The organism is Mesorhizobium sp. Mes31 (genome assembly GCF_024519675.1).
Taxonomy (GTDB): Bacteria; Pseudomonadota; Alphaproteobacteria; order Rhizobiales; family Rhizobiaceae; genus Mesorhizobium.
The window spans coordinates 444705-466279 of sequence record NZ_JALJRL010000001.1 but is presented as its reverse complement, the minus strand read 5'-3'; the positions used below and the strand labels follow the sequence as shown (position 1 = coordinate 466279).

The 21575-nt window shown below is 64.1% G+C and carries 23 protein-coding genes; 11 read left to right on the top strand and 12 right to left on the bottom strand.

Annotation, left to right across the window (positions count from 1 at the left end):
* Positions 1-28: 28 nt before the first annotated feature.
* Positions 29-1435 carry a glutamine synthetase family protein gene (locus NR193_RS02100; RefSeq protein ID WP_256749222.1) on the bottom strand — a complete coding sequence of 469 codons (1407 nt, stop codon included), beginning with the start codon at positions 1433-1435 and terminating at the stop codon, positions 29-31.
* A gap of 11 nt (positions 1436-1446) precedes the next feature.
* Positions 1447-2826 (bottom strand): aspartate aminotransferase family protein, encoded by a 1380-nt coding sequence (locus tag NR193_RS02095; RefSeq protein ID WP_256749221.1) that lies wholly within the window; start codon positions 2824-2826, stop codon positions 1447-1449.
* Positions 2827-2983: 157 nt separating this feature from the next.
* Between NR193_RS02095 and NR193_RS02090 the strand changes: the two genes are divergently transcribed.
* Positions 2984-3436: a hypothetical protein gene (locus NR193_RS02090; RefSeq protein ID WP_256749220.1), complete on the top strand. Its 453-nt coding sequence runs from the start codon at positions 2984-2986 to the stop codon at positions 3434-3436.
* Positions 3437-3485: 49 nt separating this feature from the next.
* Here NR193_RS02090 and NR193_RS02085 read toward each other — a convergent pair whose 3' ends face one another.
* From NR193_RS02085 to NR193_RS02070, 4 genes are all read right to left on the bottom strand, one after another.
* Positions 3486-4295: a hypothetical protein gene (locus NR193_RS02085; protein ID WP_256749219.1), complete on the bottom strand. Its 810-nt coding sequence runs from the start codon at positions 4293-4295 to the stop codon at positions 3486-3488.
* Between the two features lie 100 nt (positions 4296-4395).
* Positions 4396-5370, bottom strand: a complete 975-nt coding sequence (locus NR193_RS02080) for a WD40 repeat domain-containing protein (protein ID WP_256749218.1) — start codon at positions 5368-5370, stop codon at positions 4396-4398.
* On the bottom strand, positions 5348-5722 hold the full coding sequence (gene imm45, locus NR193_RS02075; RefSeq protein ID WP_256749217.1) for an Imm45 family immunity protein: 375 nt from the start codon (positions 5720-5722) through the stop codon (positions 5348-5350). The genes NR193_RS02080 and imm45 overlap by 23 nt, the downstream gene beginning before the upstream one ends.
* 9 nt (positions 5723-5731) lie before the next feature.
* Complete coding sequence (locus NR193_RS02070) at positions 5732-6796, bottom strand: GTP-binding protein (protein ID WP_256749216.1); 1065 nt, start codon at positions 6794-6796, stop codon at positions 5732-5734.
* 211 nt (positions 6797-7007) lie between these two features.
* Between NR193_RS02070 and NR193_RS02065 the strand changes: the two genes are divergently transcribed.
* Together NR193_RS02065 and NR193_RS02060 are read left to right on the top strand one after the other, a co-directional pair.
* Positions 7008-7748 (top strand): intradiol ring-cleavage dioxygenase, encoded by a 741-nt coding sequence (locus tag NR193_RS02065; protein ID WP_256749215.1) that lies wholly within the window; start codon positions 7008-7010, stop codon positions 7746-7748.
* Positions 7749-7961: 213 nt separating this feature from the next.
* The gene (locus tag NR193_RS02060; RefSeq protein WP_032921461.1) at positions 7962-8432 is read left to right on the top strand and encodes a MarR family winged helix-turn-helix transcriptional regulator; all 471 of its coding nucleotides are present in this window, start codon (positions 7962-7964) and stop codon (positions 8430-8432) included.
* A 22-nt stretch (positions 8433-8454) separates the two neighbouring features.
* On the opposite strand, the gene NR193_RS02055 is transcribed toward NR193_RS02060, so the two are convergent.
* Positions 8455-9327: an AraC family transcriptional regulator gene (locus NR193_RS02055; protein WP_256749214.1), complete on the bottom strand. Its 873-nt coding sequence runs from the start codon at positions 9325-9327 to the stop codon at positions 8455-8457.
* Between the two features lie 51 nt (positions 9328-9378).
* On the opposite strand from NR193_RS02055, the gene NR193_RS02050 reads away from it, so the two are divergent.
* The 5 genes from NR193_RS02050 (at position 9379) to NR193_RS02030 (ending at position 13425) form a co-directional block, all read left to right on the top strand.
* The gene (locus tag NR193_RS02050) at positions 9379-9786 is read left to right on the top strand and encodes a DUF2000 family protein (protein WP_256749213.1); all 408 of its coding nucleotides are present in this window, start codon (positions 9379-9381) and stop codon (positions 9784-9786) included.
* 198 nt (positions 9787-9984) lie between these two features.
* On the top strand, positions 9985-10869 hold the full coding sequence (locus NR193_RS02045; RefSeq protein ID WP_256749212.1) for a DMT family transporter: 885 nt from the start codon (positions 9985-9987) through the stop codon (positions 10867-10869).
* A gap of 66 nt (positions 10870-10935) precedes the next feature.
* Complete coding sequence (locus NR193_RS02040; RefSeq protein ID WP_256749338.1) at positions 10936-11958, top strand: LacI family DNA-binding transcriptional regulator; 1023 nt, start codon at positions 10936-10938, stop codon at positions 11956-11958.
* The gene (locus NR193_RS02035; protein ID WP_256749211.1) at positions 11955-12938 is read left to right on the top strand and encodes a 2-hydroxyacid dehydrogenase; all 984 of its coding nucleotides are present in this window, start codon (positions 11955-11957) and stop codon (positions 12936-12938) included. Before NR193_RS02040 ends, NR193_RS02035 begins: the two co-directional genes overlap by 4 nt.
* An 82-nt stretch (positions 12939-13020) precedes the next feature.
* Positions 13021-13425 carry a hypothetical protein gene (locus tag NR193_RS02030; protein ID WP_256749210.1) on the top strand — a complete coding sequence of 135 codons (405 nt, stop codon included), beginning with the start codon at positions 13021-13023 and terminating at the stop codon, positions 13423-13425.
* Here the strand turns inward: NR193_RS02030 and NR193_RS02025 are convergent, their stop codons facing one another.
* On the bottom strand, positions 13426-14199 hold the full coding sequence (locus NR193_RS02025; RefSeq protein WP_256749337.1) for a gamma-glutamyl-gamma-aminobutyrate hydrolase family protein: 774 nt from the start codon (positions 14197-14199) through the stop codon (positions 13426-13428).
* Between the two features lie 263 nt (positions 14200-14462).
* Between NR193_RS02025 and NR193_RS02020 the strand changes: the two genes are divergently transcribed.
* Entirely contained in the window at positions 14463-15572 is a 1110-nt protein-coding gene (locus tag NR193_RS02020) for a TRAP transporter substrate-binding protein (protein WP_256749209.1), read from the top strand.
* 55 nt (positions 15573-15627) lie between these two features.
* Here the strand turns inward: NR193_RS02020 and NR193_RS02015 are convergent, their stop codons facing one another.
* The 4 genes from NR193_RS02015 to NR193_RS02000 all read right to left on the bottom strand — a co-directional run bounded on the left by NR193_RS02015 (position 15628) and on the right by NR193_RS02000 (position 20136).
* Positions 15628-16656, bottom strand: a complete 1029-nt coding sequence (locus NR193_RS02015; RefSeq protein ID WP_256749336.1) for a zinc-dependent alcohol dehydrogenase family protein — start codon at positions 16654-16656, stop codon at positions 15628-15630.
* A gap of 19 nt (positions 16657-16675) precedes the next feature.
* Positions 16676-18457, bottom strand: coding sequence for a TRAP transporter large permease subunit (locus tag NR193_RS02010; protein ID WP_256749335.1), 1782 nt, complete (start codon positions 18455-18457; stop codon positions 16676-16678).
* Positions 18457-19041 carry a TRAP transporter small permease subunit gene (locus NR193_RS02005; RefSeq protein WP_256749208.1) on the bottom strand — a complete coding sequence of 195 codons (585 nt, stop codon included), beginning with the start codon at positions 19039-19041 and terminating at the stop codon, positions 18457-18459. The genes NR193_RS02010 and NR193_RS02005 overlap by 1 nt, the downstream gene beginning before the upstream one ends.
* A 189-nt stretch (positions 19042-19230) precedes the next feature.
* Positions 19231-20136, bottom strand: a complete 906-nt coding sequence (locus NR193_RS02000; RefSeq protein ID WP_256749207.1) for a branched-chain amino acid ABC transporter permease — start codon at positions 20134-20136, stop codon at positions 19231-19233.
* A 151-nt stretch (positions 20137-20287) separates the two neighbouring features.
* On the opposite strand from NR193_RS02000, the gene NR193_RS01995 reads away from it, so the two are divergent.
* Positions 20288-20896 (top strand): CGNR zinc finger domain-containing protein, encoded by a 609-nt coding sequence (locus NR193_RS01995; RefSeq protein ID WP_256749206.1) that lies wholly within the window; start codon positions 20288-20290, stop codon positions 20894-20896.
* Positions 20889-21419: a hypothetical protein gene (locus NR193_RS01990; RefSeq protein WP_256749205.1), complete on the top strand. Its 531-nt coding sequence runs from the start codon at positions 20889-20891 to the stop codon at positions 21417-21419. Before NR193_RS01995 ends, NR193_RS01990 begins: the two co-directional genes overlap by 8 nt.
* The last annotated feature ends 156 nt before the right edge of the window (positions 21420-21575 follow it).

Sequence of the window (21575 nt, the reverse complement as noted above, 5' to 3'; positions counted from 1 at the left end):
AAGTGATCGCCGCCGGATCGTTCAGCCATCAGACTTCGTGCAGATAGAGGTGATAGTCCAGCTCGCTGACCGTGCGCGCCACGCGCAGATATTCTGACTGCTTGATCGCCACGAAGGTGCGGTGCAGGTCCTCGCCGAGCGCCTCTTTCAGGAACGCCGACCCCCTGGCCGCTTCGATCGCGGCGCGCCAGTCGACAGGCATGGTCGTACGCGTGACCGCTGCCTCATAACCATTGCCGGTGGTTTCCGGGCCGGGATCGAGACCTTCGTCGAGGCCTTTGATGATGCCGGCGAGAACGGTCGCCGCGATCAGATAGGGGTTGGCGTCGACGCCGGACGGCCGGTGTTCGATACGCCGGTTCTTGGCGTCGCCCGCGGGCACGCGCAGCGCCACCGAGCGGTTGTTGACGCCCCAGGTCGGCGCCACAGGCGCATAGGATTGCGAGACGAAACGCCGCCAGGAATTGGCGTGCGGGGCAAACACCAGCATCGATTCGGCCATCGTCTGGATCAGGCCGCCGAGCCCCTGCAGCAGCGGCAACGACCAGCTCTCGCCGCCGGATTCGGCAAAGACGTTTCGGCCGGCCCCGTCCTGCAACGAGACGTGGAAATGCATGCCCGAGCCGGCATATTTCTCGATCGGCTTGGCCATGAAACAGGCGGTGACGCCATGGCGGCGCGCCTGCGCCCGCACCAGCCGCTTCAGCATGACGAGATCGTCGGCCGCCCGCATCACATCCTTGCGGTAGTGCAGCGTCAATTCGTACTGGCCGGGCGCATATTCGGAAATGACGGTCTCGGCCGGGATACCTTGTGCCCTGGCCGCGGCATAGATGTCGGAAAACAGCGGCTCCATGCCGTGCAGATGATCGACCGAATAGACCTCGGTCTTGCCCGAGATGCGGCCGTCGAGCACGGCGCGCGCCGGCTGCACCTTGCCGTCGGCGTCGCGCTCATTCGCCAGCAGGAAGAATTCGAGCTCGAAGGCGCCGGCGGGATAGAGGCCCTTGGATGCCAATATGTCGACCTGCCGGGCCAGAGCCAGCCGCGGATCCGACGACATCGGCCGGCCGTCGAGCATGTACATCGCCATCAGCAACTGGCCGCGCGGTGGGTTTGTGCCGTAGAGCGGGACCAGCGTGCCGGGGATCGGCCAAGCGCGCAGGTCGCCATCACCGGTCGTCCAGATCAGTCCGGTCTCGTGCACATCCTCGCCGGTGATGTCGAGGCCGAGGATGGAGATCGGCATATGGCGGCCGCCCTCGAAGATGCTTTTCAGCTCGTGCCGGCGCACGATCTTGCCGCGGCCGACGCCATTGGCGTCGGTCAGCACGATATCGAAGGCTTCGATCTCGGGATGGGCGTCGAGAAAGGCTTGCGCCTCGGTGGGCGTCGAGCCCGAAGGTGAGCTCGCGATGGCATTGGGGTTATCCATGGTCGTTTGTCTCACGCCGCAAGCTTTGCCGCAACCGCGCCGAAGGCGGCGATCAGCCGGTTGACCTGGGCACCAGTGGTCGCCGGCGAGATCAGCATCATGTTGTGGAAGGGGGCGATCAGCACGCCGCGATTGACCAGCGCGACATGGATGGCCGCCTCCAGTTCCGGCGCATGCGCCACTTCCGCCTCGGCGCCATTCCGTAAGGGGCCAGGTGCGCAGATGAACTCGACGCGCGCGCCGACGCGGGCAACATGCCAGGGCAAGCGGTAGCGGTCGATCACCCCGGTCAGCCCGGCATCGAGCCGCCGCGCCAGATGATCCATGCGGTCATAATTCTCGACGGTCATCACCTCTTCGAGCGTGGCGCGCATCGCTGCGAACTGCAGCGGGTTGGCTGACAGGGTCGTGCCCATGCCGGAATAACCGGGTTCCTTGCTCCTGTTGTAGGCGGCATAGCGTGAGGCAACGTCATCGCTCATGCCCCACACGCTCGCCGGCACACCGCCTGCGATCGGCTTGCCCAGCACGAACAGGTCCGGCTCCAGCCCATACTTCTTCGTGTAGCCGCCGGGACCGGTCGAGATCGTATGCGTCTCATCAATCAACAGCAGCGTGCCGGCCGCGCGCGTCAGTCTGCGCAGCGCATCATGGAAGCCCGGATCGGCCAGCACCATGCAGGAATTGGTCAGCACCGGCTCGGCGATGACGCAAGCCACGTCCTTGTCCCTCAGGGCGGTTTCCAGCGCGGCCACATCGTTGAACTCGATCACCTTCGCCGTGCGGGTCAGGTCGCGGAACTCGCCCGCCAGTCCGGGCCGGTTGACCGGCTTGCCATCGATCAGCCGCACCATCGTCTCGTCGACCGAGCCGTGATAGCAGCCGTTGAAGACGAGGATCTTTTCGCGGCCGGTGACGGCGCGGGCAACGCGCAGCGCAAAGCGGTTGGCATCGGTCGCCGTCGTCGCGATCTGCCAGAACGGCAGGCCGAAGCGCTGCTGCAGCAGCGGCCCGATGGCGAGCGCGTCTTCCGAAGGCAGCATATAGGTCAGGCCGCGCCCGGCCTGGCGGCGGATGGCGCGCGCCACCGGTGGCGGCGAATGGCCGAACATCGAGCCGGTGTCGCCAAGGCAGAAATCATCAAGCCTGATACCGTCGATATCGGTGATCGTTGCACCCCTGGCGCTGTCGACCAGGATCGGAAACGGCGTCGGCCAGTCGTTCATCCAGTGCATCGGCACGCCGCCGAAGAAGCCGGGCAGGCCGTTGCCGACCTTCGCTTGCGATTGCGGCCGCGCCTTGCGGAAGGCAGCCCCCTCGGTCTCGCGCAATTCGGCAATGCGATCACGGCCGATGCCGCCGATGGTCCTTGAAGTGTCGCTGCTGTGCATGGAACCCCCTCTGGTCGGTCACTCTTAGCCAATGAGGGTCCGTAACCGCAATTGGCCGCGCGTCCGCCCTGCATTGGCTCAGCCACTGGCGGCGACCGCTTGACCCGGTTGGCGAAGTCAGCGCCAATGCGGACGACAATGGGCGGCGTGGGGGAAAATGCGGTCGATCATCTGCGGATTGGGGCTGTTCCTGTCGGCCGGCACGGCCTTCGCCACCGGCGGCATCTGGTGTTCCGTCGACGATGCGGCGGTGAAATTCCAGGTCGATGCCGGCGTCACCACGGGCATGGGCGGCCCGACCTTCAATTTTCGCGGCGACCTCGAAATCAAGGCAAGGCCCGCCGGCGATGAATTGCGCAAGACGGTGTTCGAGGATTCCAGCCTTACCCAGTACTGGCTCGACGACAAGGAACTGCGGCTCAACATCTACCGCGAGCATCAGGTCGCAAACACCTACAGTTCGGTCGAACTCACGATCCTGACCAAGGCCAGCGACGAAGGCGTCTATGACGGACACTACAAGCTTGCCGTCTACGACAGCACGGCTGACAAGGACGGCGACGGCAAACCCGCAAATCTGAGCGGGACTGTATCCTGCGGCGCCGAGTAGATCGGTCGGATGCGGCAGCGCGCAAATGCGATATGACAGCGGCGGCGCGCTATTTCCGGGAGGTCACCGACGGATCGACGAGATTGATCTTTTCGCCGGGCGGAAAGCCGAACACGCGTTCGAAGTGCCTGGGGCCAAGCAGCAAGGCTGCCTGATCGATCAAATGCTGGTTGCGCGCATTGATCGTTTCCGGGCTCGGCGGCGCAAAGCCTGGAATTCGCTGCGCCGTGAAATTCTGCACCTCGCCCTTCAGCGACAGGAGCTTGGCCAGCAGTTCTGGTTCCTCGTCGCCGAGCACCGATCGCGCGTGCTCCTCGAAATCGTCGGGCAATCCTTGCATCTTGGTCACTCCGCCCGCTCCACCGGCCGCCAGGGCACTCGTTCCCAGGCAATGCTGGATCTTGCTGGCCCACGCCGCGTGTCGCAGCCCATAGGTCCCATATAGGAAGCTGCTCGCCCCATAACCACGCGCTTTCTTCACCGTCAGCCGCGTCCCGGTGGTCGCGTAGAGCACCTGATTGGCAAGCTGGTGGCAGACGCCATCGATGCCGTAGATCAATATGGTTCCCTGCGCGGCGGGAACTGTCGCCGAATCCGCATTCGACTGGACGAGGCATCGCGCCAGCGCCAGATGCCCGGACTGCTTGCCCAGAGTTCCCGTCGGATTCCCAGGCACGCCACCGGTTGGATGATAGCTGCCCCAACAGAACCAGTAGTCCTTGCCGGCGGCGGCGACAGCGGCTGCATTGGCATAGTGATGCTGCTGGTTGTCGTAGGTGGTGACCCAGGTATGGTCGACCGGCGAGCCGCCGACAAATGCCGGCGTCGCCCAGGCATGAAGCGTAACCGTGCTTGGCAAGGTCTCCTCCCATCGGAAGCTTGTCCAACGGAAAAAGCATGCGCTCAAGAAGGGCAGCGCGCAAGCATCGTGGCGGGTTTGACCCCGATGGCGCGGGGCTTCAGGCCGAAATGTCGATGACGCCGCAGTCGCCGGCCGCGCTGCCGAAGGCGACGCGGCGTTCTTGCCTGTCCCACATCATCGAGGTGATGGCGCCCTTGCCCGGTCGCCGCAACAGCACTTCCTTGGCGTCGGCAAAACGCACCGCCATCACCATGCCGTCGTCATAGCCGACGGCCACGACATCCTGGCTCGGGTGGCAGGCGACCGCCGTCACCATGGCGTTGCCGCGCGTGCCAAGTTCCAGCGGCGCCTTGCCCATCGGCCCGTCCTTGCCTGAAAACGGCCAGACGATCGCCGCCGGCGCACCGGAACTCGCCAGCCACTTGCCTTTCACGCTCCACGACAGGCTTTTGACCTTGCCGGGATAGCCGGTCATGCGCATGTGCTTGCCGTCGGCGAGCTTCCAGCCATGCAGTGCGTTTTCCTGCATTGTGGTGACGAGGAAGGCGCCGTCGGGCGAGAAGGTGATGCCGGTGTGGGCGCCCGCCCATTCGAGTTCCACCGGCTTGCCCTCGGCGGCGGGGAAATGCAGCGTCGCGCCATTGTAGCGGGCAACGCCGAAGCGCATGCCCTTGGGCGAGAAGGCCAAGCCCTCGACCGAGCGCGGATGGACGAATTCCCGAGTCTTGCCGTCGGCGAAGCGCACGAAGGCCGTTTTGCCCGTCGCATAGGCGATGGCGCCCTGCGGCCCAGCGGCGACGCTGGTGACCCACTTCTTGCCGGCGCTTGCCAACTCGGCGGCATTGCCGCCAGCGGTAACGGCAAACACCTTGCCGTCCTCGCCGCCGGTGATCAGCCGGTCATTGGCCGCATCATGGAAGGCGGCGAGCAGCCCGTCATTGGCCTGGACTGTCTTGTGGCCATGGTCGAGCCGATGGACGGCGCCGTCGGCCAGCGCGAAATGCGGCACGTCGCCGAGGAAGACGGCGGCGACGCAATGGCCTTCGAGATCAAGCGGGGCGACGGTCGGCATGGCGGGTTTCAACAATCATTCGTTCGTTCCAGCGCAGGATGACGGTTCCCTCGATCGGAACCGGGCCGCCTTGATAGGTGAAGACGAACCATTTGTCCCAGTTTTCGATCAGCCAGGCTTTCGAAAGTCCAGGTTTTTTCTCGAACCGGCTTTCCTCGGGCAGCACCGCGAAGACCAGACCTGCCTTGTAGCCGGATGTCACCATGAGACCGAGCCCGGCATCGTCTTCGTGGGGATCGAAGATCAGCAGATCGACCGGGCCGGAGCCCGGCCCGAGATCATAATTGTCGGAAAGTCGGATAACGTCTCCGATGATCAGAAAATCATCGGAGAGATCGAGCAAACGCGGCATCGGCTGCGGTCAGGCGACCTGGCAGGCATCGAAACTCTTCTTCAGCCGCTCGGCGTCGAGTTCGCGTCCGATGAACACCAGCCGGCTTTCGTGTTTCTCGCCGTCTTTCCAGGCACGCTGGTGGTCGCCCTCGATGATCATGTGCACGCCCTGGATGACATAGCGCTCATCGTCGCCCTTGAGCGCGATGATACCCTTCAGCCGCAGGATGTTCGGGCCTTCCATCTGGGTGATCTTCTCGATCCACGGGAAGAACTTCTTCGGGTCCATCTCGCCGCCGCGCAGCGATACCGACTGCACCGTCACGTCATGGATGTCGGAAGGATGCGCGTGATCGTGATGATCATGCCCGTCATGATCATGGTGATGGTGGTCGTGATCATGATCATGATCGTGATCGTGATGATCGTGGTCGTCATGCGCTTCGAGGAAATGCGGATCGTTTTCCAGCGCCCTGGACAGGTCGAAGGCGCCGCGGTCGAGCACTTCGGACAGGGCAACGCCGGCGCGGGTGGTGCGGTGGATCTTCGCCGCCGGGTTGATGGCGCGGATCGTCGCCTCGACCTTGGCGAGCTCTTCCGGGGTGACGAGGTCGGTCTTGTTGAGCACGACGACGTCGGCGAAGGCGATCTGGTCCTCGGCTTCCTTGGAATCCTTGAGCCGCAGCGGCAGGTGCTTGGCGTCGACCAGCGCCACCACCGCGTCGAGCCTGGTCTTGGAGCGCACGTCGTCGTCCATGAAGAAGGTCTGTGCCACCGGCACCGGATCGGCAAGACCGGTCGTTTCCACCACGATGGCGTCGAAGCGGCCTGGCCGGCGCATCAGGCCCTCGACGACACGGATCAGGTCGCCGCGCACCGTGCAGCAGACGCAGCCATTGTTCATCTCGTAGATTTCCTCGTCGGATTCCACGATCAGGTCATTGTCGATGCCGATTTCGCCGAATTCGTTGACGATGACAGCGTAGCGCTTGCCGTGGTTTTCCGACAGGATACGGTTGAGCAGCGTCGTCTTGCCGGCGCCGAGATAGCCGGTGAGAACGGTTACGGGGATCTGCGTCTGTGCGTCGCTCATGGCTGCCTCGAAGAATTTGAGCCTCGAAAAATCCGGCCCTCGAAAAAGGGATTGTCGGCTCCATATAGGATGTGTGCCGCTCTTTTGCACGAGGCAAACCGATGGGCCAAACAGGCTTGCCGCCATTGCCTGATTTTCATCGGCGACAGCCGCTGTCACAAGCTGGATCACGACGCCGTAGGCAATGCGAAGCCAATTCGAGAGGCACGATATGTCCGGCAAGCCATCCTCTTTCCTGCTGAGCCGGCGCGAGGCGCTTGGCCTGATCGCGGTGACCGCCGGAGGTGGTGCCTTCCTGCCGGGCGCGGCAATGGCCGCCCAGTCTTCGGAGCCCTCGCCCTATGCCGGATTGGCCCTGTTCGAAACCGGCGCCGGCGTCTGCACCATTACTCCCGAGGTGACCGAGGGACCGTTCTATTTCGATCCGAAGCTCGAACGTGCCGATGTTACCGAAGGCAAGAAGGGCATCGCCCTCACCGTCAGGCTGCAGGTCGTTGACGCGGCCTGCCGCCCACTTGCCGGCGCCCGCGTCGACATCTGGCATTGCGACGCGCAAGGCGCCTATTCGGGCTACCCGGGACAAGGCGACGGCAGGGATGTCGACACGTCGGGCCAGGCCTTCCTGCGCGGCTGGCAAAGGACCGACGCCAGCGGCATCGTTTCCTTCGCCACCATCTATCCCGGCTGGTATCGCGGCCGCACAACCCACATCCACTTCAAGGTCGTCCCTGATGACAGTTCGGTGATGACCGGCCAGTTGTTTTTCCCCGACAGTCTCAGCGAGCAGATCTTCACCACCGTCGCGCCCTACAATGACCGGCCCGGCAAGCGTGACACGTCGAACGCCAGCGACGGCATCGCCAGGCAGGCCGGACCGCAGTCGCAGGCGGCGCTGCGCGAAGCGGCGGATGCCTATCAGGCGCTGATGATCATTGCGGTGAAAGCAGGATGAGCGGTCCGCGCCGGTACTTCGCCTGCGGCGAAAACTCCGGCCACGAAACTCGTTTGTCATCTAACTGAAATAATCATCTGGCATTAGCCACGGCGGACACCGCAATGCTTGCCGGCAAAGCTGTTTGGGACGCCGGATTCTTTTTATCGTCGATTGCCAACCGGCTGGCAGCTTCTATGCTGCCCGCACCGGTACGGCCGAAGAGGGATGACCATGGCCAAGGCGGACAAGACTGCGACAATGAGCCGGCTGCATTCGGCGGCAAGGCTGGCAAGAACCGCGCTGGCGGCGCGGCTTCTGGCGCACGGCTTCTATGCCGGCCAGGACCAGATCATGCTGGCGCTCGACCGTGAAGACGGCCAGACGCCGGGCAATCTCGCTGGCCGTCTCGGCGTGCGCCCGCCGACCATCACCAAGACCATCAACCGGCTGCAGGCCCAGGGCTTTCTGGAAAAGCGCGCCTCGTCGGCCGATGCTCGCCAGGCGCATATCTTCCTCACCGACACCGGCCGCGACATCATCCACGCCATCGAGAAATCGGTGAAGAAGACCGAAAAGCAGGCGCTGAAGGGCCTCGACAAAAAGGACCAGAAGGCACTTTTCAAGCTGCTTGCCCGCATCGAGGCCAACCTCTCGAACGAGGAACTGGTGTTGATCGACGACGACGCCGAGTCGGACGAATGATCGCCTGATCCCGGCGCAACGATCAAGCCGCCGCCGCGGCGGATCCATGGATCAGCGACGACCAGCGTCCCGGCGTCATGCCGAACGCCTTCTTGAATTGCCTGATAAAGTGGCTCTGGTCGCTGAAGCCGGTCTCGATGGCGATCTGCGCCAACGGTTCGCCGGCGGCGATCATCCGCCGCGCGCTCTGAAGCCGGCGCATCACCAGGAAGCGATGCGGGCTGGTCGAGAAGGCGGCGCGGAAGTGCCGTGACAAGGCATAGCGGTCGAGCCCGGTGATCGCCTCCAGTTCGCCGGAATGCACGGGGCGGGCGAAGTTTTCCGCGAGATAGTCACGCGTTAGCGTCGCCGCCCGCCACGCCGTCCTCGCGATCGGCTTGGCCGGCTGGCCGGCATGCCGGGTCAGGCTTTGCATCAGTTGGGCGAGGAAGTCGGCAACGAACAACTCATCGAGTTCCTGTTCCAGCGGCCCCAGCGCCGAAAGCAGTGTTGCGCAGAAGGCGCCATCCGTTACCACGCCGTCCCGGACGAAGGGCAGTGATGCGCCGCCAAGGCAGTCGAGCATCAGCGACGGCTCCAGGTAGAGCATCCTGTAGCGCAGGCCGTCCTCGGTGCCGGCGCCGCCATCGTGCAGCTCGTCGGGATGCAGCACGATGATCTGGCCAGGCAGGCTGTGGCGTGTTGCGCCGAGATAGCGAAATGTCTGCACGCCATGCAGCGTCACCCCGATCGCATAGGTGTCGTGGCGATGCAGTTCGAAGGCGCTGCCATGGAACCGCGCCTCGATCCTCTCCATGCCGGCAGGATCGGTGGCGGAGATGATGCAGTCTTCCGCCGCATCAACGCACAAACGTCCAAGACCCTCGAAGGCCTGGCTGCCTACATCGTGCGACATCGTCTCCTTCAGCCTCGAAATCGGGGCGCAACCTCGAATGGTCAATGTCACATGTTCGATACCAAGTTTGCAATCGTGCTCAGGGAGGATCTGCCGGTCTGGCAGAAACTCAACGTCACCGCTTTCCTGACCAGCGGCATCATCGCCCAGTTTCCGGACATCATCGGCGAGCCCTATCGCGATCGAGCCGGCAATCACTACAATCCGCTGTCGATCCAGCCGGTCATCGTGCTCTCGGCCGACCAGGCGACGCTGGGCACGATCCACCGGCGCACGCTGGAGCGCGGTGTGACGACATCGCTCTATGTCGAGGAGATGTTCTCGACCGGCTTTGACGCGGCCAACCGCGCCGTCTTTGCCGAGTCTGCGCCTGACGACGCCAAGGTGGTCGGCATCGCGCTCCGCACCGAGAAGAAGGTGGTCGACAAGATCACCAAGGGCGCCCGCATGCATGCCTAGCGTGGAAAGCTTGGACTAAGCCTGCCGGCCTCTATTGTTGTGCCAGCCGGCTTTAGCGTGGCAGCGGGCGACAATTGGCTTGCCGGCAAGCGACAATTCCCGCAAAGGTGGGCTCCAGCCCAGCTTTTCCCCGGCCTGCAAGTGAGTGCTCCCCAACGATATGTCGAAAGCGCGACGCCGCCGGTGGCGATCTTGTGCATGCTTTCCACCTATGTCTGCTTCACCTTCCTCGACACCTCAAGCAAATATCTCGTCCTTGCCGGCGTGTCGGTGCTGATCGTCGCCTGGGTGCGCTTTGCCGTGCATGTGGTGCTGGTCGGCGCGCTGCTGCGCGGCTGGCGCGAGCCGGCGCGGTTTCGCCCGGCCAACCTGCCGGCGCATGTCCTGCGCGGCCTGTTCCTGTTCGGCTCGACCATCTTCAACGTCCTGGCGCTGCGGTCGCTGCAACTGGCGGAGACGACGTCGATCTATTTCTTCGGGCCGATGGTGATCACGGCACTTGCCGGTCCGCTGCTGGGCGAATGGGCCGGCTGGCGGCGTTGGCTGGCGATCCTGGCTGCTTTCGCCGGGGTTCTCATCATCACCCGGCCAGGCGTAGGTGTCTTCGGTGTCGGGCACCTCTTCGCGCTCGGTTCGATGCTGTCGAACTGCTTCTACGTCATCATGACGCGCCGCATGTCGGCAACCGAGACGTCGGAAAGCCTCATCCTGTTCTCGGCGCTCGCCCCGGCGCTGCTGCTTTTGCCCCTCCTGCCATTTTCATTCTCCCTGCCGAATGATGGCTGGCATTGGTTCGTGCTGCTCATGCTCGGCGTATTCGGCGCCGTCGGCCACTGGCTGCTGGTCCAGGCCTATCGGCTGGCGACGACCACGGCATTGGCGCCCTATCCCTATTCGCAGATGGTGTGGATGATCATTTCCGGCTGGATCGTCTTCAAGCAGTTCCCCGACCGCTGGACGCTGCTGGGGGCCGCCATCATCGTCGCCAGCGGCCTTTACATAGTCCATCGCGAGCATCGGCTTCGGCTGCGCAGCCGCGCTGCCTCGGATGTCGAGGCGGAAGCGCTGGCAAAAAAACTTTGATTTGCTCCCGATCGATGGCATAAGGCCGCCTTTAAACAGTTTAAATCGATTGGGGAGCACCAGGCGCTGGCACAGAAGATAAAGCTCTCGACGATCGCGGATGCGCTTGGCGTGTCCACGGCCACGGTTTCGCTGGCGCTGCGTGACAGTCCGCTGGTCGCGGGCGGCACCCGCGACCGCATCAAGGAACATGCCCGCGCCATCGGCTATATCTACAACCGTCGCGCCGCCAGTCTGCGCACCTCGCGTTCGGGCATTGTCGGTGTCGTCGTCCACGACATCATGAACCCGTTCTTCGCCGAAATATTGCGCTCGATCGAGAGCGAGCTCGACCGCAGCCGGCAGACCTTCATCCTGTCCAATCACTACGATCAGCTCGAGAAGCAGCGCACCTTCATCGATACGCTGCTGCAGCTTGGCGCCGACGGCGTCATCATGTCGCCGGCCATCGGCACGCCGGCTTCCGACATTCTGATGGCCGAGGAGAACGGCCTGCCGGCGGTGCTGATCGCGCGCACCGTCGAGGGCGCCGACGTGCCGGTCTTCCGCGGCGATGATGCCTATGGCACCGCGCTCGCCACCAATCACCTGATCTCGCTCGGTCACAAGCGCATCGCCATGATCGGCGGCACCGACCAGACTTCGACCGGCCGCGACCGCTACCAGGGCTACCTCAACGCCATGGAGGCGGCCGGACTTGAAGTCAGGCCGTCCTGGCGCATTGCCGGCCCGCGCACCAAGCAGGCAGGCTTCGAGGCAGCCGGGCAGTTCCTGGCACTGAAGGACAAGCCGACGGCGGCATGCTGCTGGAACGACCTCGTCGCCATCGGCCTGATGAACGGCATCGCGCGCGCCGGCCTGGTGCCGGGCATCGATATCTCCGTCACCGGCTATGACGATCTCGAAGAGGCGGCGATCGCGACGCCGGCGCTGACCACCGTCTGGAACGGCCAGCGCGAGGTTGGTCGCCGCGCCGCCAGCGCGCTGCTCGACAAGCTCAACGGGCAGACGGTGCGGCCCTCGCAGGAATTGATCAAGCCGGAACTGCATGTGCGCCAGTCGACCGGCAAGCCGGTGGAGCGTGCATGACCAAGGCCGAACAGCTGCAGGCGGTCACCATTCTGGTGCCGCGCGACTTCAGCGACCACGCGGTCGAGCGCATCGACCGAACGTTCAAATGCATCAGGATCGAGCGCGCCGATCCGGCGCTCGTCACTGACGAGATGCGTCGTGGCGTGCGCGGCATCGCCTCGTTCGCCGGTATCAGCGCGGCGATGATGGATGCATTGCCCAATCTCGAACTCATCGCCTCCTTCGGGGTCGGCTACGATTCGGTCGATGTCGGCCATGCGGCCGCGAAAGACATCATGGTCACCAACACGCCTGATGTGCTGACCGAGGAGGTCGCCGACACCGCGATCGGGCTGCTGATCAACACCGTCCGTGACCTGCCGCGTGCCGAGACCTGGCTGCGTGACGGCAGTTGGGTGCGCAAGGGCAACTATCCGCTGAGCCGGCTGACCTTGCGTGGCCGCAAGGCCGGTATTTTCGGCATGGGCCGCATCGGGCAAGCCATAGCCCGCCGGCTGGAAGCGTTCGGACTGCCGGTCGCCTACCACAACCGGCGCAAGGTCGACGGTCTTTCCTACCAGTACCACCCGACGCTGAAGGGGCTCGCCGAAGCGGTCGATACGCTGATTTCGGTGGCCCCCGGCGGCGCCTCGACGGAGAAGGCGGTCAATGCCGAAATCCTGTCGGCGCTTGGCGCGAACGGCGTTTTCGTCAACATCGGCCGCGGCAGCACGGTCGATGAGGCGGCACTTTCGGCAGCGCTTGCCAATGGCACCATCGCCGCCGCCGGCCTCGATGTCTTTGCCGACGAGCCGAACGTGCCCAAGGCGCTGCTCGACGCGCCGAACACCTCGCTGTTGCCGCATGTTGGCTCTGCCTCCGACCATACCCGCCGCGCCATGGCCGATCTGTGCGTCGACAATCTGGTCTCCTGGTTCACCGAGCGTCGGCCACTGACGCCGGTGCCCGAGACGGTGCATGTCAGGGCACGAAGCTGAGTGGCGGGCTGCCACATTTATTAACGTCAGCTTAACCCTTTGAAATCATTCTTCATCCTGTCAGTGTGCCCGGATGAACATGATGAAAGCGCTTTCCGCATTGATTGCCGCCACCGCGCTGTTAGGCGGCGTTCAGCTGTTTCATGACGGCAATGGTGAAAGTGCTGCCGACGAGGTCACGCCGCCCAGCAGCTTCAGGCTGGTCGCCAATGGCGACGAGGCGGTCTGCGCGGTCAGCCGCGGCGCCGCAATTTCGGATGGCCTGTCCCTGCTCACCGTCGCCTCGACCTGCCGTCGGCTCTTGCCGGGCATCGAGCGGGCAAAGTTCTGGCGCGAGAAACAGGACGGCACGGTCGCCTTCAGTGCCAATGGCGTCGATCCGATCGTCACCTTCGCGGTTGCGGATGGTGACGGTTACGAATCCTATGCGCCGGCTACGCCATTGCTGTCGCTTGCGGCCACCGGTGATCTGAGGCCTGGCGACTGATTATTCCGCTGCGGCGCGCGCGCCCGATCTCGCCGCCGCGTGCAGGCGCACCGCATCGCCGAAGGCGCGGAAGATCTTGGCCGAGTTGCCGTCCGACTTGACCCAGTATTCCGGATGCCACTGGACGCCGACGGCGAAGGCGCGGGCATCCTTCACCGACACCGCTTCAACCGTGCCGTCGGTGGCGACTGCCTCGATCTGCAGGTTGGGGCCGAGCCGGTCGACGGCCTGGCGGTGCACCGAGTTGACCAAAATGTCACCGGCACCGAACACACCCGCCAGGCAGCTTCCCGGTGCGATCGTCACCTTCTGGCGGATGCCGAAACGTTCGTCCTGATTGTCGCTTGCCGGCGCGCGATGGTCGAGCGAGCCGTCACGCTCTTGGATCTCGGTGGCCAGCGTTCCGCCCAGCGCCACGTTCATCTCCTGGATGCCGCGGCAGATGGCGAGCAGCGGCACGCCGCGCTCCACCGCCTTGCGGATCAGCGGCAGCGTGGTGGCGTCGCGCGCCGGGTCATAGGGGCCGTTGGCCTCGCTGGCATCGCCGCCATAGAGCGAGGGATGAACATTGGATTTCGAGCCGGTGACCATGACGCCGTCGACCGACGACAAAAGTTCGTCGAAGTCGAGCCTGTCGCCGAATGATGGCACCAGCACCGGGAATACGCCGGCGCCTGTTATCGCCGCCTCCAGATATTGCTGCGGGGCGGCATGCCAGGTGTAGTTGTCGAACTGACGGACGTCGGTCGATATGGCGACGAGCGGCTGGTGCATTTTGGCTCTGTTTTCCATCTGGGCAAGGAATGTCCTGCCTCCAAAATAGGCGATCCGCAGATATTTTTCCATGCCAAGTTTCAGCGTGTCGCATGGGCCACGAGCCGGTCTGTTAGACTATAGTTGCAGGGCCACGTGGCTTCGTCATCAAATCCGGCCACCGCGCTGGACTCGACTTTTCGCCTGTGTATTGTTCGAGCGACCGATGCGGGGAGCCGAGGATTCCCCAACGTCGGTCTGTTGGTCCAAAAGGGAGGAACTTCATGGATCGTCGTACATTCATCCGCAAGGCTGGCGTCTCAGGCGTCGGCGCCGCTGCCGCCGCCGTAACGCTGGCGGCACCCGCCATTGCCCAGTCCAACCCCAAGGTGACATGGCGGCTGGCGTCGTCCTTTCCGAAGTCGCTCGACACCATCTATGGCGGCGCCGAGGTGTTCTCCAAGATGCTGTCGGAAGCCACCGACGGCAACTTTCAGGTCCAGGTCTTCGCCGCTGGTGAGCTCGTGCCGGGCCTGCAGGCCGCCGACGCCACCACGGCCGGCACTGTCGAGGCCTGCCACACGGTGGCATATTATTACTGGGGCAAGGACCCGACATGGGCGCTCGGCGCGGCGGTTCCCTTCTCGCTCAATGCGCGCGGCATGAATGCCTGGCACTACCATGGCGGCGGCATCGATCTGTTCAACGAGTTTCTCGCCACGCAGGGCCTTTTCGGCCTGCCGGGCGGCAACACCGGCGTGCAGATGGGCGGCTGGTTCCGCAAGGAGATCAACACGGTCGCCGATCTTTCCGGCCTCAAGATGCGAATCGGCGGCTTTGCCGGCAAGGTGGTGCAGAAACTCGGTGTCGTGCCGCAGCAGATCGCCGGCGGCGACATCTATCCGGCGCTGGAAAAAGGCACCATCGACGCCGCCGAATGGGTCGGCCCCTATGACGACGAGAAGCTCGGCTTCTACAAGGTCGCGCCCTATTACTATTATCCCGGCTGGTGGGAAGGCGGCCCGACGGTCCACCTGATGTTCAACAAGGCGAAATACGACGAGCTTTCGCCGGCCTACAAGTCGCTGCTGCGCACCGCCGCCCAGGCGGCCGACGCCAACATGCTGCAGAAATACGATTATCTGAACCCGGCAGCGGTGAAGCGGCTCGTGGCCGGGGGTGCGAAACTGCGCCCGTTCAGCCAGGAAATCATGGCTGCCTGCTTCGAAAAGGCCAACGAAGTCTACGCCGAAATGGAAGCCTCCAACGCGCCCTTCAAGAAGATCTGGGAATCGATCAAGGGCTTCCGCAAGGAGCACTATCTCTGGGCGCAGGTGGCCGAGTACAACTACGACACCTTCATGATGGTCCAGCAGCGTAACGGCAAGCTGTAGACCGTCCCATTGCATGCGTTAAGCAGGGACCCCGGGCCGGCGCGCCCGGGGTTTTTCATTTCAGGCTGGGCACCACCAGCACCTTGACCTCGCCCGGAGCCGGCGGATTGGCGATCACCGCTGGCGCGTCCTCGAGCGGCACCTGCCTGGAGATCAGCCGGTCGACTTCGATCGCACCCGACGCGATAAGTTCGGCCGCGCGGCGATGAGTGTAGGGATTGAGGAAGGAGCCCAGCACCCTGAGTTCCCGGAACAGCAGGTCGAAGGGCTCGAATTCCGCTTTCATGCCTTGCGGCGTCACGCCGACGATGACGATCGTGCCGCCGGCCCGGGCCAGCCGCATCGACTGCTCGACGGTTTCCCGTACGCCGGCGCATTCGAAGACAACGTCGACACCGCCGGGCGCCAGTCCCGCTGGTCCGGCGATGGCATCGACGACATCGCCGGCGGTCGGATCGACCGTCGCCGTGGCACCGAGATCCCTGGCGAGCGCGCGCCGCGAGGCTTGCCTTGTCGACAGGATGATGGTCTTGGCCCCGGCCAGACGCGCCAGTTGCACGGTGAGCAGGCCGATCACGCCGCCGCCAAGCACGACCACCGAGCTGCCCGGCCCGATTTCGGCAAGGTCGACACCATGCAGGCAGCAGCCGAGCGGCTCGCAGAAGGCGCCATGGGTAGGCTTCAGGCCAGCAGGCAGGACGAAAGCCTGTTTCTGCGGCAAGGCGAGATATTCGGCAAAGCCGCCATCGCGATGGATGCCGATGGCGCGCAGATTGCTGCACAGATTGACCCGCCCGGCATGACAGTGCGCGCAACGCCCGCAGGCGATGTTGGGGTCGCCGGTGACGCGATCGCCGACGGCAAAGCCCGAGACGGACGTTCCGATCGCTTCGACGATGCCGGAGAACTCATGCCCGGGCGTCACTGGCGGCTTGCACGGAAATTCGCCGTGGAACAGATGCCGGTCGGTGCCGCACACGCCGCAGGCCTCGACGCGGACCAGAAGTTCATCCGGCCCGATGTCAGGCTTGTCGACCTCGCGCAGCGCGATGCTGCCCACCGCTTCAAGCCGCACCGCTTTCATGATCGTCGCCATGCCGGTTTCAGTTGAAGCTTGGCGGTTGCGACAGGTCCGGCTGCGGTGCCGCCGGCTTTGCTGACGGCGTGTCGCCAAAGCTCGGCGGCTGCGACAGGTCGGGGGCGGCAGGAGCGGCAGGAGCGGCCGGTGCCGTGCCGCCGCCGGCCGGCGGTGCGCCGAGTGGCGACAGGCCGGGCACCTCCGGCACCTTGTAGTCGATGGTGCCTGGATCGACGGTTGTGCCCTTGTAGTGCATCACCATCTGCGGGAACGCGATGGTCAGCCCGATCATGATGACCTGGATGCAGACGAAGGGAACCGCGCCCCAATAGATCTGGCCGGTGGTGACCGGCGCAATCTGCTTGCCGGTGAGGCGGTCCAGATAGGGCACGCGGGCTGCCACCGAGCGCAGGTAGAACAGCGCGAAGCCGAAGGGCGGGTGCATGAAGCTGGTCTGCATGTTGACGCCCAGAAGCACGCCGAACCAGATCAGGTCGATGCCGAGCTTGTCGGCGGCCGGCGCCAGCAGCGGCACGATGATGAAGGCCAGTTCGAAGAAGTCGAGGAAGAAGGCGAGGAAGAAGACCAGCAGGTTGACCCCGATCAGGAAGCCGACCTCGCCGCCCGGCAAGGACGTCAGGAGATGCTCGACCCAGATGTGGCCATTGACGCCGTAGAAGGTGAGCGAGAACACCCGCGCGCCGATCAGGATGAACAGCACGAAGGACGACAGCCGCGTTGTCGAGGTCAATGCCTGCTTGATCACGTCCAGCGACAGTCGCCCCTTTGCCGCCGCCATGGCCAACGCGCCGACACTGCCCATGGCGCCGCCTTCGGTTGGGGTGGCGATGCCGAGGAAGATGGTGCCAAGCACCAGGAAGATCAGCGCAAGCGGCGGGATCAGCACGATGATTACCTGCTGCGCCAGCCTGGACATCATGTTGAAGTTCAGTCGCTTGTCGGCAATTGCCACGACATAGATGAAGAGCACGCCGGCGCTGGCGCCGAGGATGTCGGCGTTGTCGCCATGCGCCGGCACGAGATAGCGGTACGCCGCGTAGGACACCACGACCGTCGCCAGCAGCGCCGCCAGCAGCGACAGGACACCGTGGCCGAGCGTGCGTGCCTCGAGCGGCAGCGCCGGCATCGAGTGTGGCCGGATGACCGACATGATCAGGATGTAGAGCATGTAGAGGCCGGTGAGCACGAGGCCAGGGATCAGCGCGCCCGCATACATGTCGCCGACCGAACGGCCCAGCTGGTCGGCAAGTACGATCAGCACCAGCGATGGCGGGATGATCTGGGCCAGCGTACCCGACGCCGCGATGACGCCGGCCGCCACCCGGCGGTCGTAGCCGTAGCGCAGCATGATCGGCAGCGAGATCAGGCCCATGGCGATGACGGAAGCGGCCACCACGCCGGTGGTTGCGGCCAGCAGCGCGCCGACGAAGATCACCGCATAGGCAAGGCCGCCGCGGATCGGCCCGAACAGCTGGCCGATCGTGTCGAGCAGGTCTTCGGCCATGCCCGATCGTTCAAGCACGATGCCCATGAAGGTGAAGAACGGAATGGCCAGCAGCGTGTCGTTCGACATCACCCGGCTGCCATAGAAATTATCCGGCAGCGCGTGCAGAAGCGGCCAGGCGAGGTTGATCGATCCACCGGAATAGGGCGAGAGAAGCACGCCGATGAAGAAGAACATCAGGCCGTTGGCGGCCAGCGAAAAGGCGACGGGGTAGCCGATCAGCAGGAAGATGATCAGCGAGGCGAACATGATCGGCGCCATGTTCTGGGCGATGAACTCCATCATGAGCGCACCTCGTCGGCCAAGGCCTTGGCTTCGAGTTCGGCCTGCTCATGTGCCGATATGAACGGATTGGGGTCGTCCATGTCGCCGCGCATGATGGCGATCTTCTTGATGATCTCGGAAATGCCCTGCAGCGCGAGCAGGAAGAAGCCGACGAGCAGGATGGCCTTGGCCGGCCAGATGATCAGCCCGCCGGAGTTGTTGGACATCTCGCCGCTGCGAAACGACAGCGACACATAGGGAACGAAATAGATCACCATCAGCGTCACGAACGGCATCAGGAACAAGATATGGCCGAGCAGGTCGATCCAGTGCTGCACGCGGCGTGAAAACAGGCCGTAGACGACATCGATGCGGATATGTTCGTTCTGCTTCAGTGTGTAGGCGGCTGCCAGCATGAAGGCGGCGCCGAACAGATACCACTGCAACTCGAGCCACGCGTTCGAGGATATGTCGAACACCTTGCGGATGATGGCGTTGGCGGCGCTGACCAGGATCGCCAGCAGGATCAGCCACGATACCCATTTGCCGATGAATTCGTTCGCGCGATCAATGGTTCTGGATAGAGCGAGAAGCCCTGCCATGCATTCCTCCCTGGTATCGGAGGCGTGCCGGCTTCCCCCCTTGTCTCCGTCACGCCGCGTGGTCCAACGGTATGCCGCGCGTGGACTGACGGGTCAACATGCATAGAGGCGGCAAAACATCATCGAACGAGCGGCAGGGCCGGATACCGGCGGTTACCCTCGCGTCATGCAACCAAAGTCTGATATGGTTCAGACGATCTTCTGCTGGTCGCGGCCGGCGCCGATCAGCACCAGCATGGCGACGAGGAACACGTACATCCAGGCGTCGCGCCATTCGAGCGGGAAATAGCCCGCCCACAGCGATTCGGCCATGCCGAAGGCAGCCGCGCCGAGCGCCGCGCGTGGCGGCGAGAGATAGCCGCCGACCGCCGTCACGAACAGGATCTTCAGACCATAGGTCAGGCCGGTGCCGAAGCTGATGTTGCCATAGTAGATGCCGGCAAGCACGCCGGCGAGCGCGGCGCAGAAGCCGCCGAACAGCACCGCGTGGCGGAACACGGCACGCACGTCGACGCCGCACATCGCCGCCGCCTTGGGGTCGTCGGAAACCGCGCGCCATGACCTGCCGAAGCTTGAGCGCGCGAATGCCCATGCGGCCAGTGCGATGGCCGCCAGCACGGCGGCACAGTCGAGCAGCTGGATCAGTGTCAGCGTCGCCTTGAAGCGGTCGTCCTGCGCGAGGATCACCGGCACCGCCAGCATCGGCGGCAGCCATAGATCGTGGGTGTCGGCGGCGATGCGGCTTGCCTCCGACAGCACCAGCAATATGCCCAGCGTCGTCACCACGATGGCGTTGGGCGAGCGGTCGGCCAGCGGCTCGAACACGTTGCGCGACAGGACATGGCTGATCAGCGCCGCGTAAAGGAAAGCAGCGACGATGCCGAGCGCTACCGCCGCGAAAAGCGTCATCCACAACGCCTGGTAACCGAAGGCGGCGGTAAGGATCATCGTGTGGCCGCAAAAGGCGAACACCGCGCCATAGGCAAGATTGGTGCGGTGCAGGATGCCGTTGGTCAGCACATAGCCGAAGGCGAGCAGGGCATAGAGCGCGCCCGAATGCAGCCCGTTCAGAACCTGCTGGAAGAAATAGAGCATGCACGGTCCTCAGAGCATGTCGCCCAAAATGCGAGGCGGTTTTGGGACGACGACATGCTCAACGAAAGGTCGCCGCCGGGGCCGCGCCCGAAGCAAGGGTGCATCGTGGAATCTAACTTGTCAAACAGGATTTATCGGTTAGATTTAGTGCATGACGGTATCCTGGACCCCGCATCGCTTCACCGGCGGCATTCTGGCGCTCGACACGGCCAACACCGTCGTGTTGCGCGATGACCCCCAGAAGACCTTCGATCGTTTCGACGATCCGATGGAGATCGCGCGTTTCGCCGATGCCGCAAGCGGTTTTCGCGCGGCCGAACTCGGTGGCAGGCGGTTGCAGGCTCCGTCGCCGGAGACGATAGCGCCGGTGGTACTGTCGATCCGCGAGAGCACCGACCGGTTGTTTCGCGGCGCTGTGTCGAAAGGCGCGATCGCCACCGGCGATCTAGCGGGCTTCCTGCGGGCCTGCGCCGACGGTCTGACGCACAGCCGCACCGAGATCGGTGCGGTTGGACGGCCGTTCGGCGATCCGGCGACGCCGATCGCCTTCGAGGCGGCATTGGCCGTCTCGGCCCTGTCGCTGCTGCGCGACGACACCGTCGCCAGGCTCAGAATCTGCCCCAACTGCAGTTGGTTGTTTGTTGACCGAAGCCGCAATTCCAGCCGCCTTTGGTGCGACATGGCGGTGTGCGGCAACCGTCAGAAGGCCAGTCGACATTATCGCCGCCGCACAGCGGCCAGGGAGGTCTCCGATGTCTAGAAGGTTTTCGCGTTCGATCGTTCTGGGTGCGAGCTTGTTTGCCGCCGTCGCCCTTGGCGCCTGCCGGGACTCTGGCAAGGATCAGCTGTTCGCCATTTCGGGCAAGCTTTTCGAGTTCAACTACCGGCTGGGCATCGCCACCTATGTCATCACCCTCAATCCCCTGCGTCCGATGGGCGAGGGGCAGGTCGCCGTGGTCAACTTCCAGAACCCCGCCGGCGGCGATCCGATCATCGTCAACCAGAAGATCTGGCCGAAGCTGCCGCACATCACGCTCACCAGCCCGCCGCTCACCTGCGTGGTCAAGGACAAGCCCTATGCCGTTTCGATCCGCATCGAGGATGCCAACGGTACGCTGCTGCAAAGCTTCGAGACGACGCTGACATCGTCGCTCGATCAGTCGGTCCTGCCCGACCGGCCACTGGTGGTCGGGCCGGTCTACGAACTCAACAAGGACATGATCGGCCACGTCGACGGCAAGCTGCCGGGCGAGCCGAAGCCCGACTGTTCGAAGGCCGCCTGACATCTCCCGCTTGCGAGCGCCGCCAGTGCCGTTCTCATCCGCCTGACGGGTATGCGGCGGTTTGCTCTCCGCGCTCTGCTGGACCCTTCGATTTTGTTTGACCTGCCTTGCAAGGGGAGAAAGGATGCGTCATCCGACCCCGACGTTGGCTGCCTG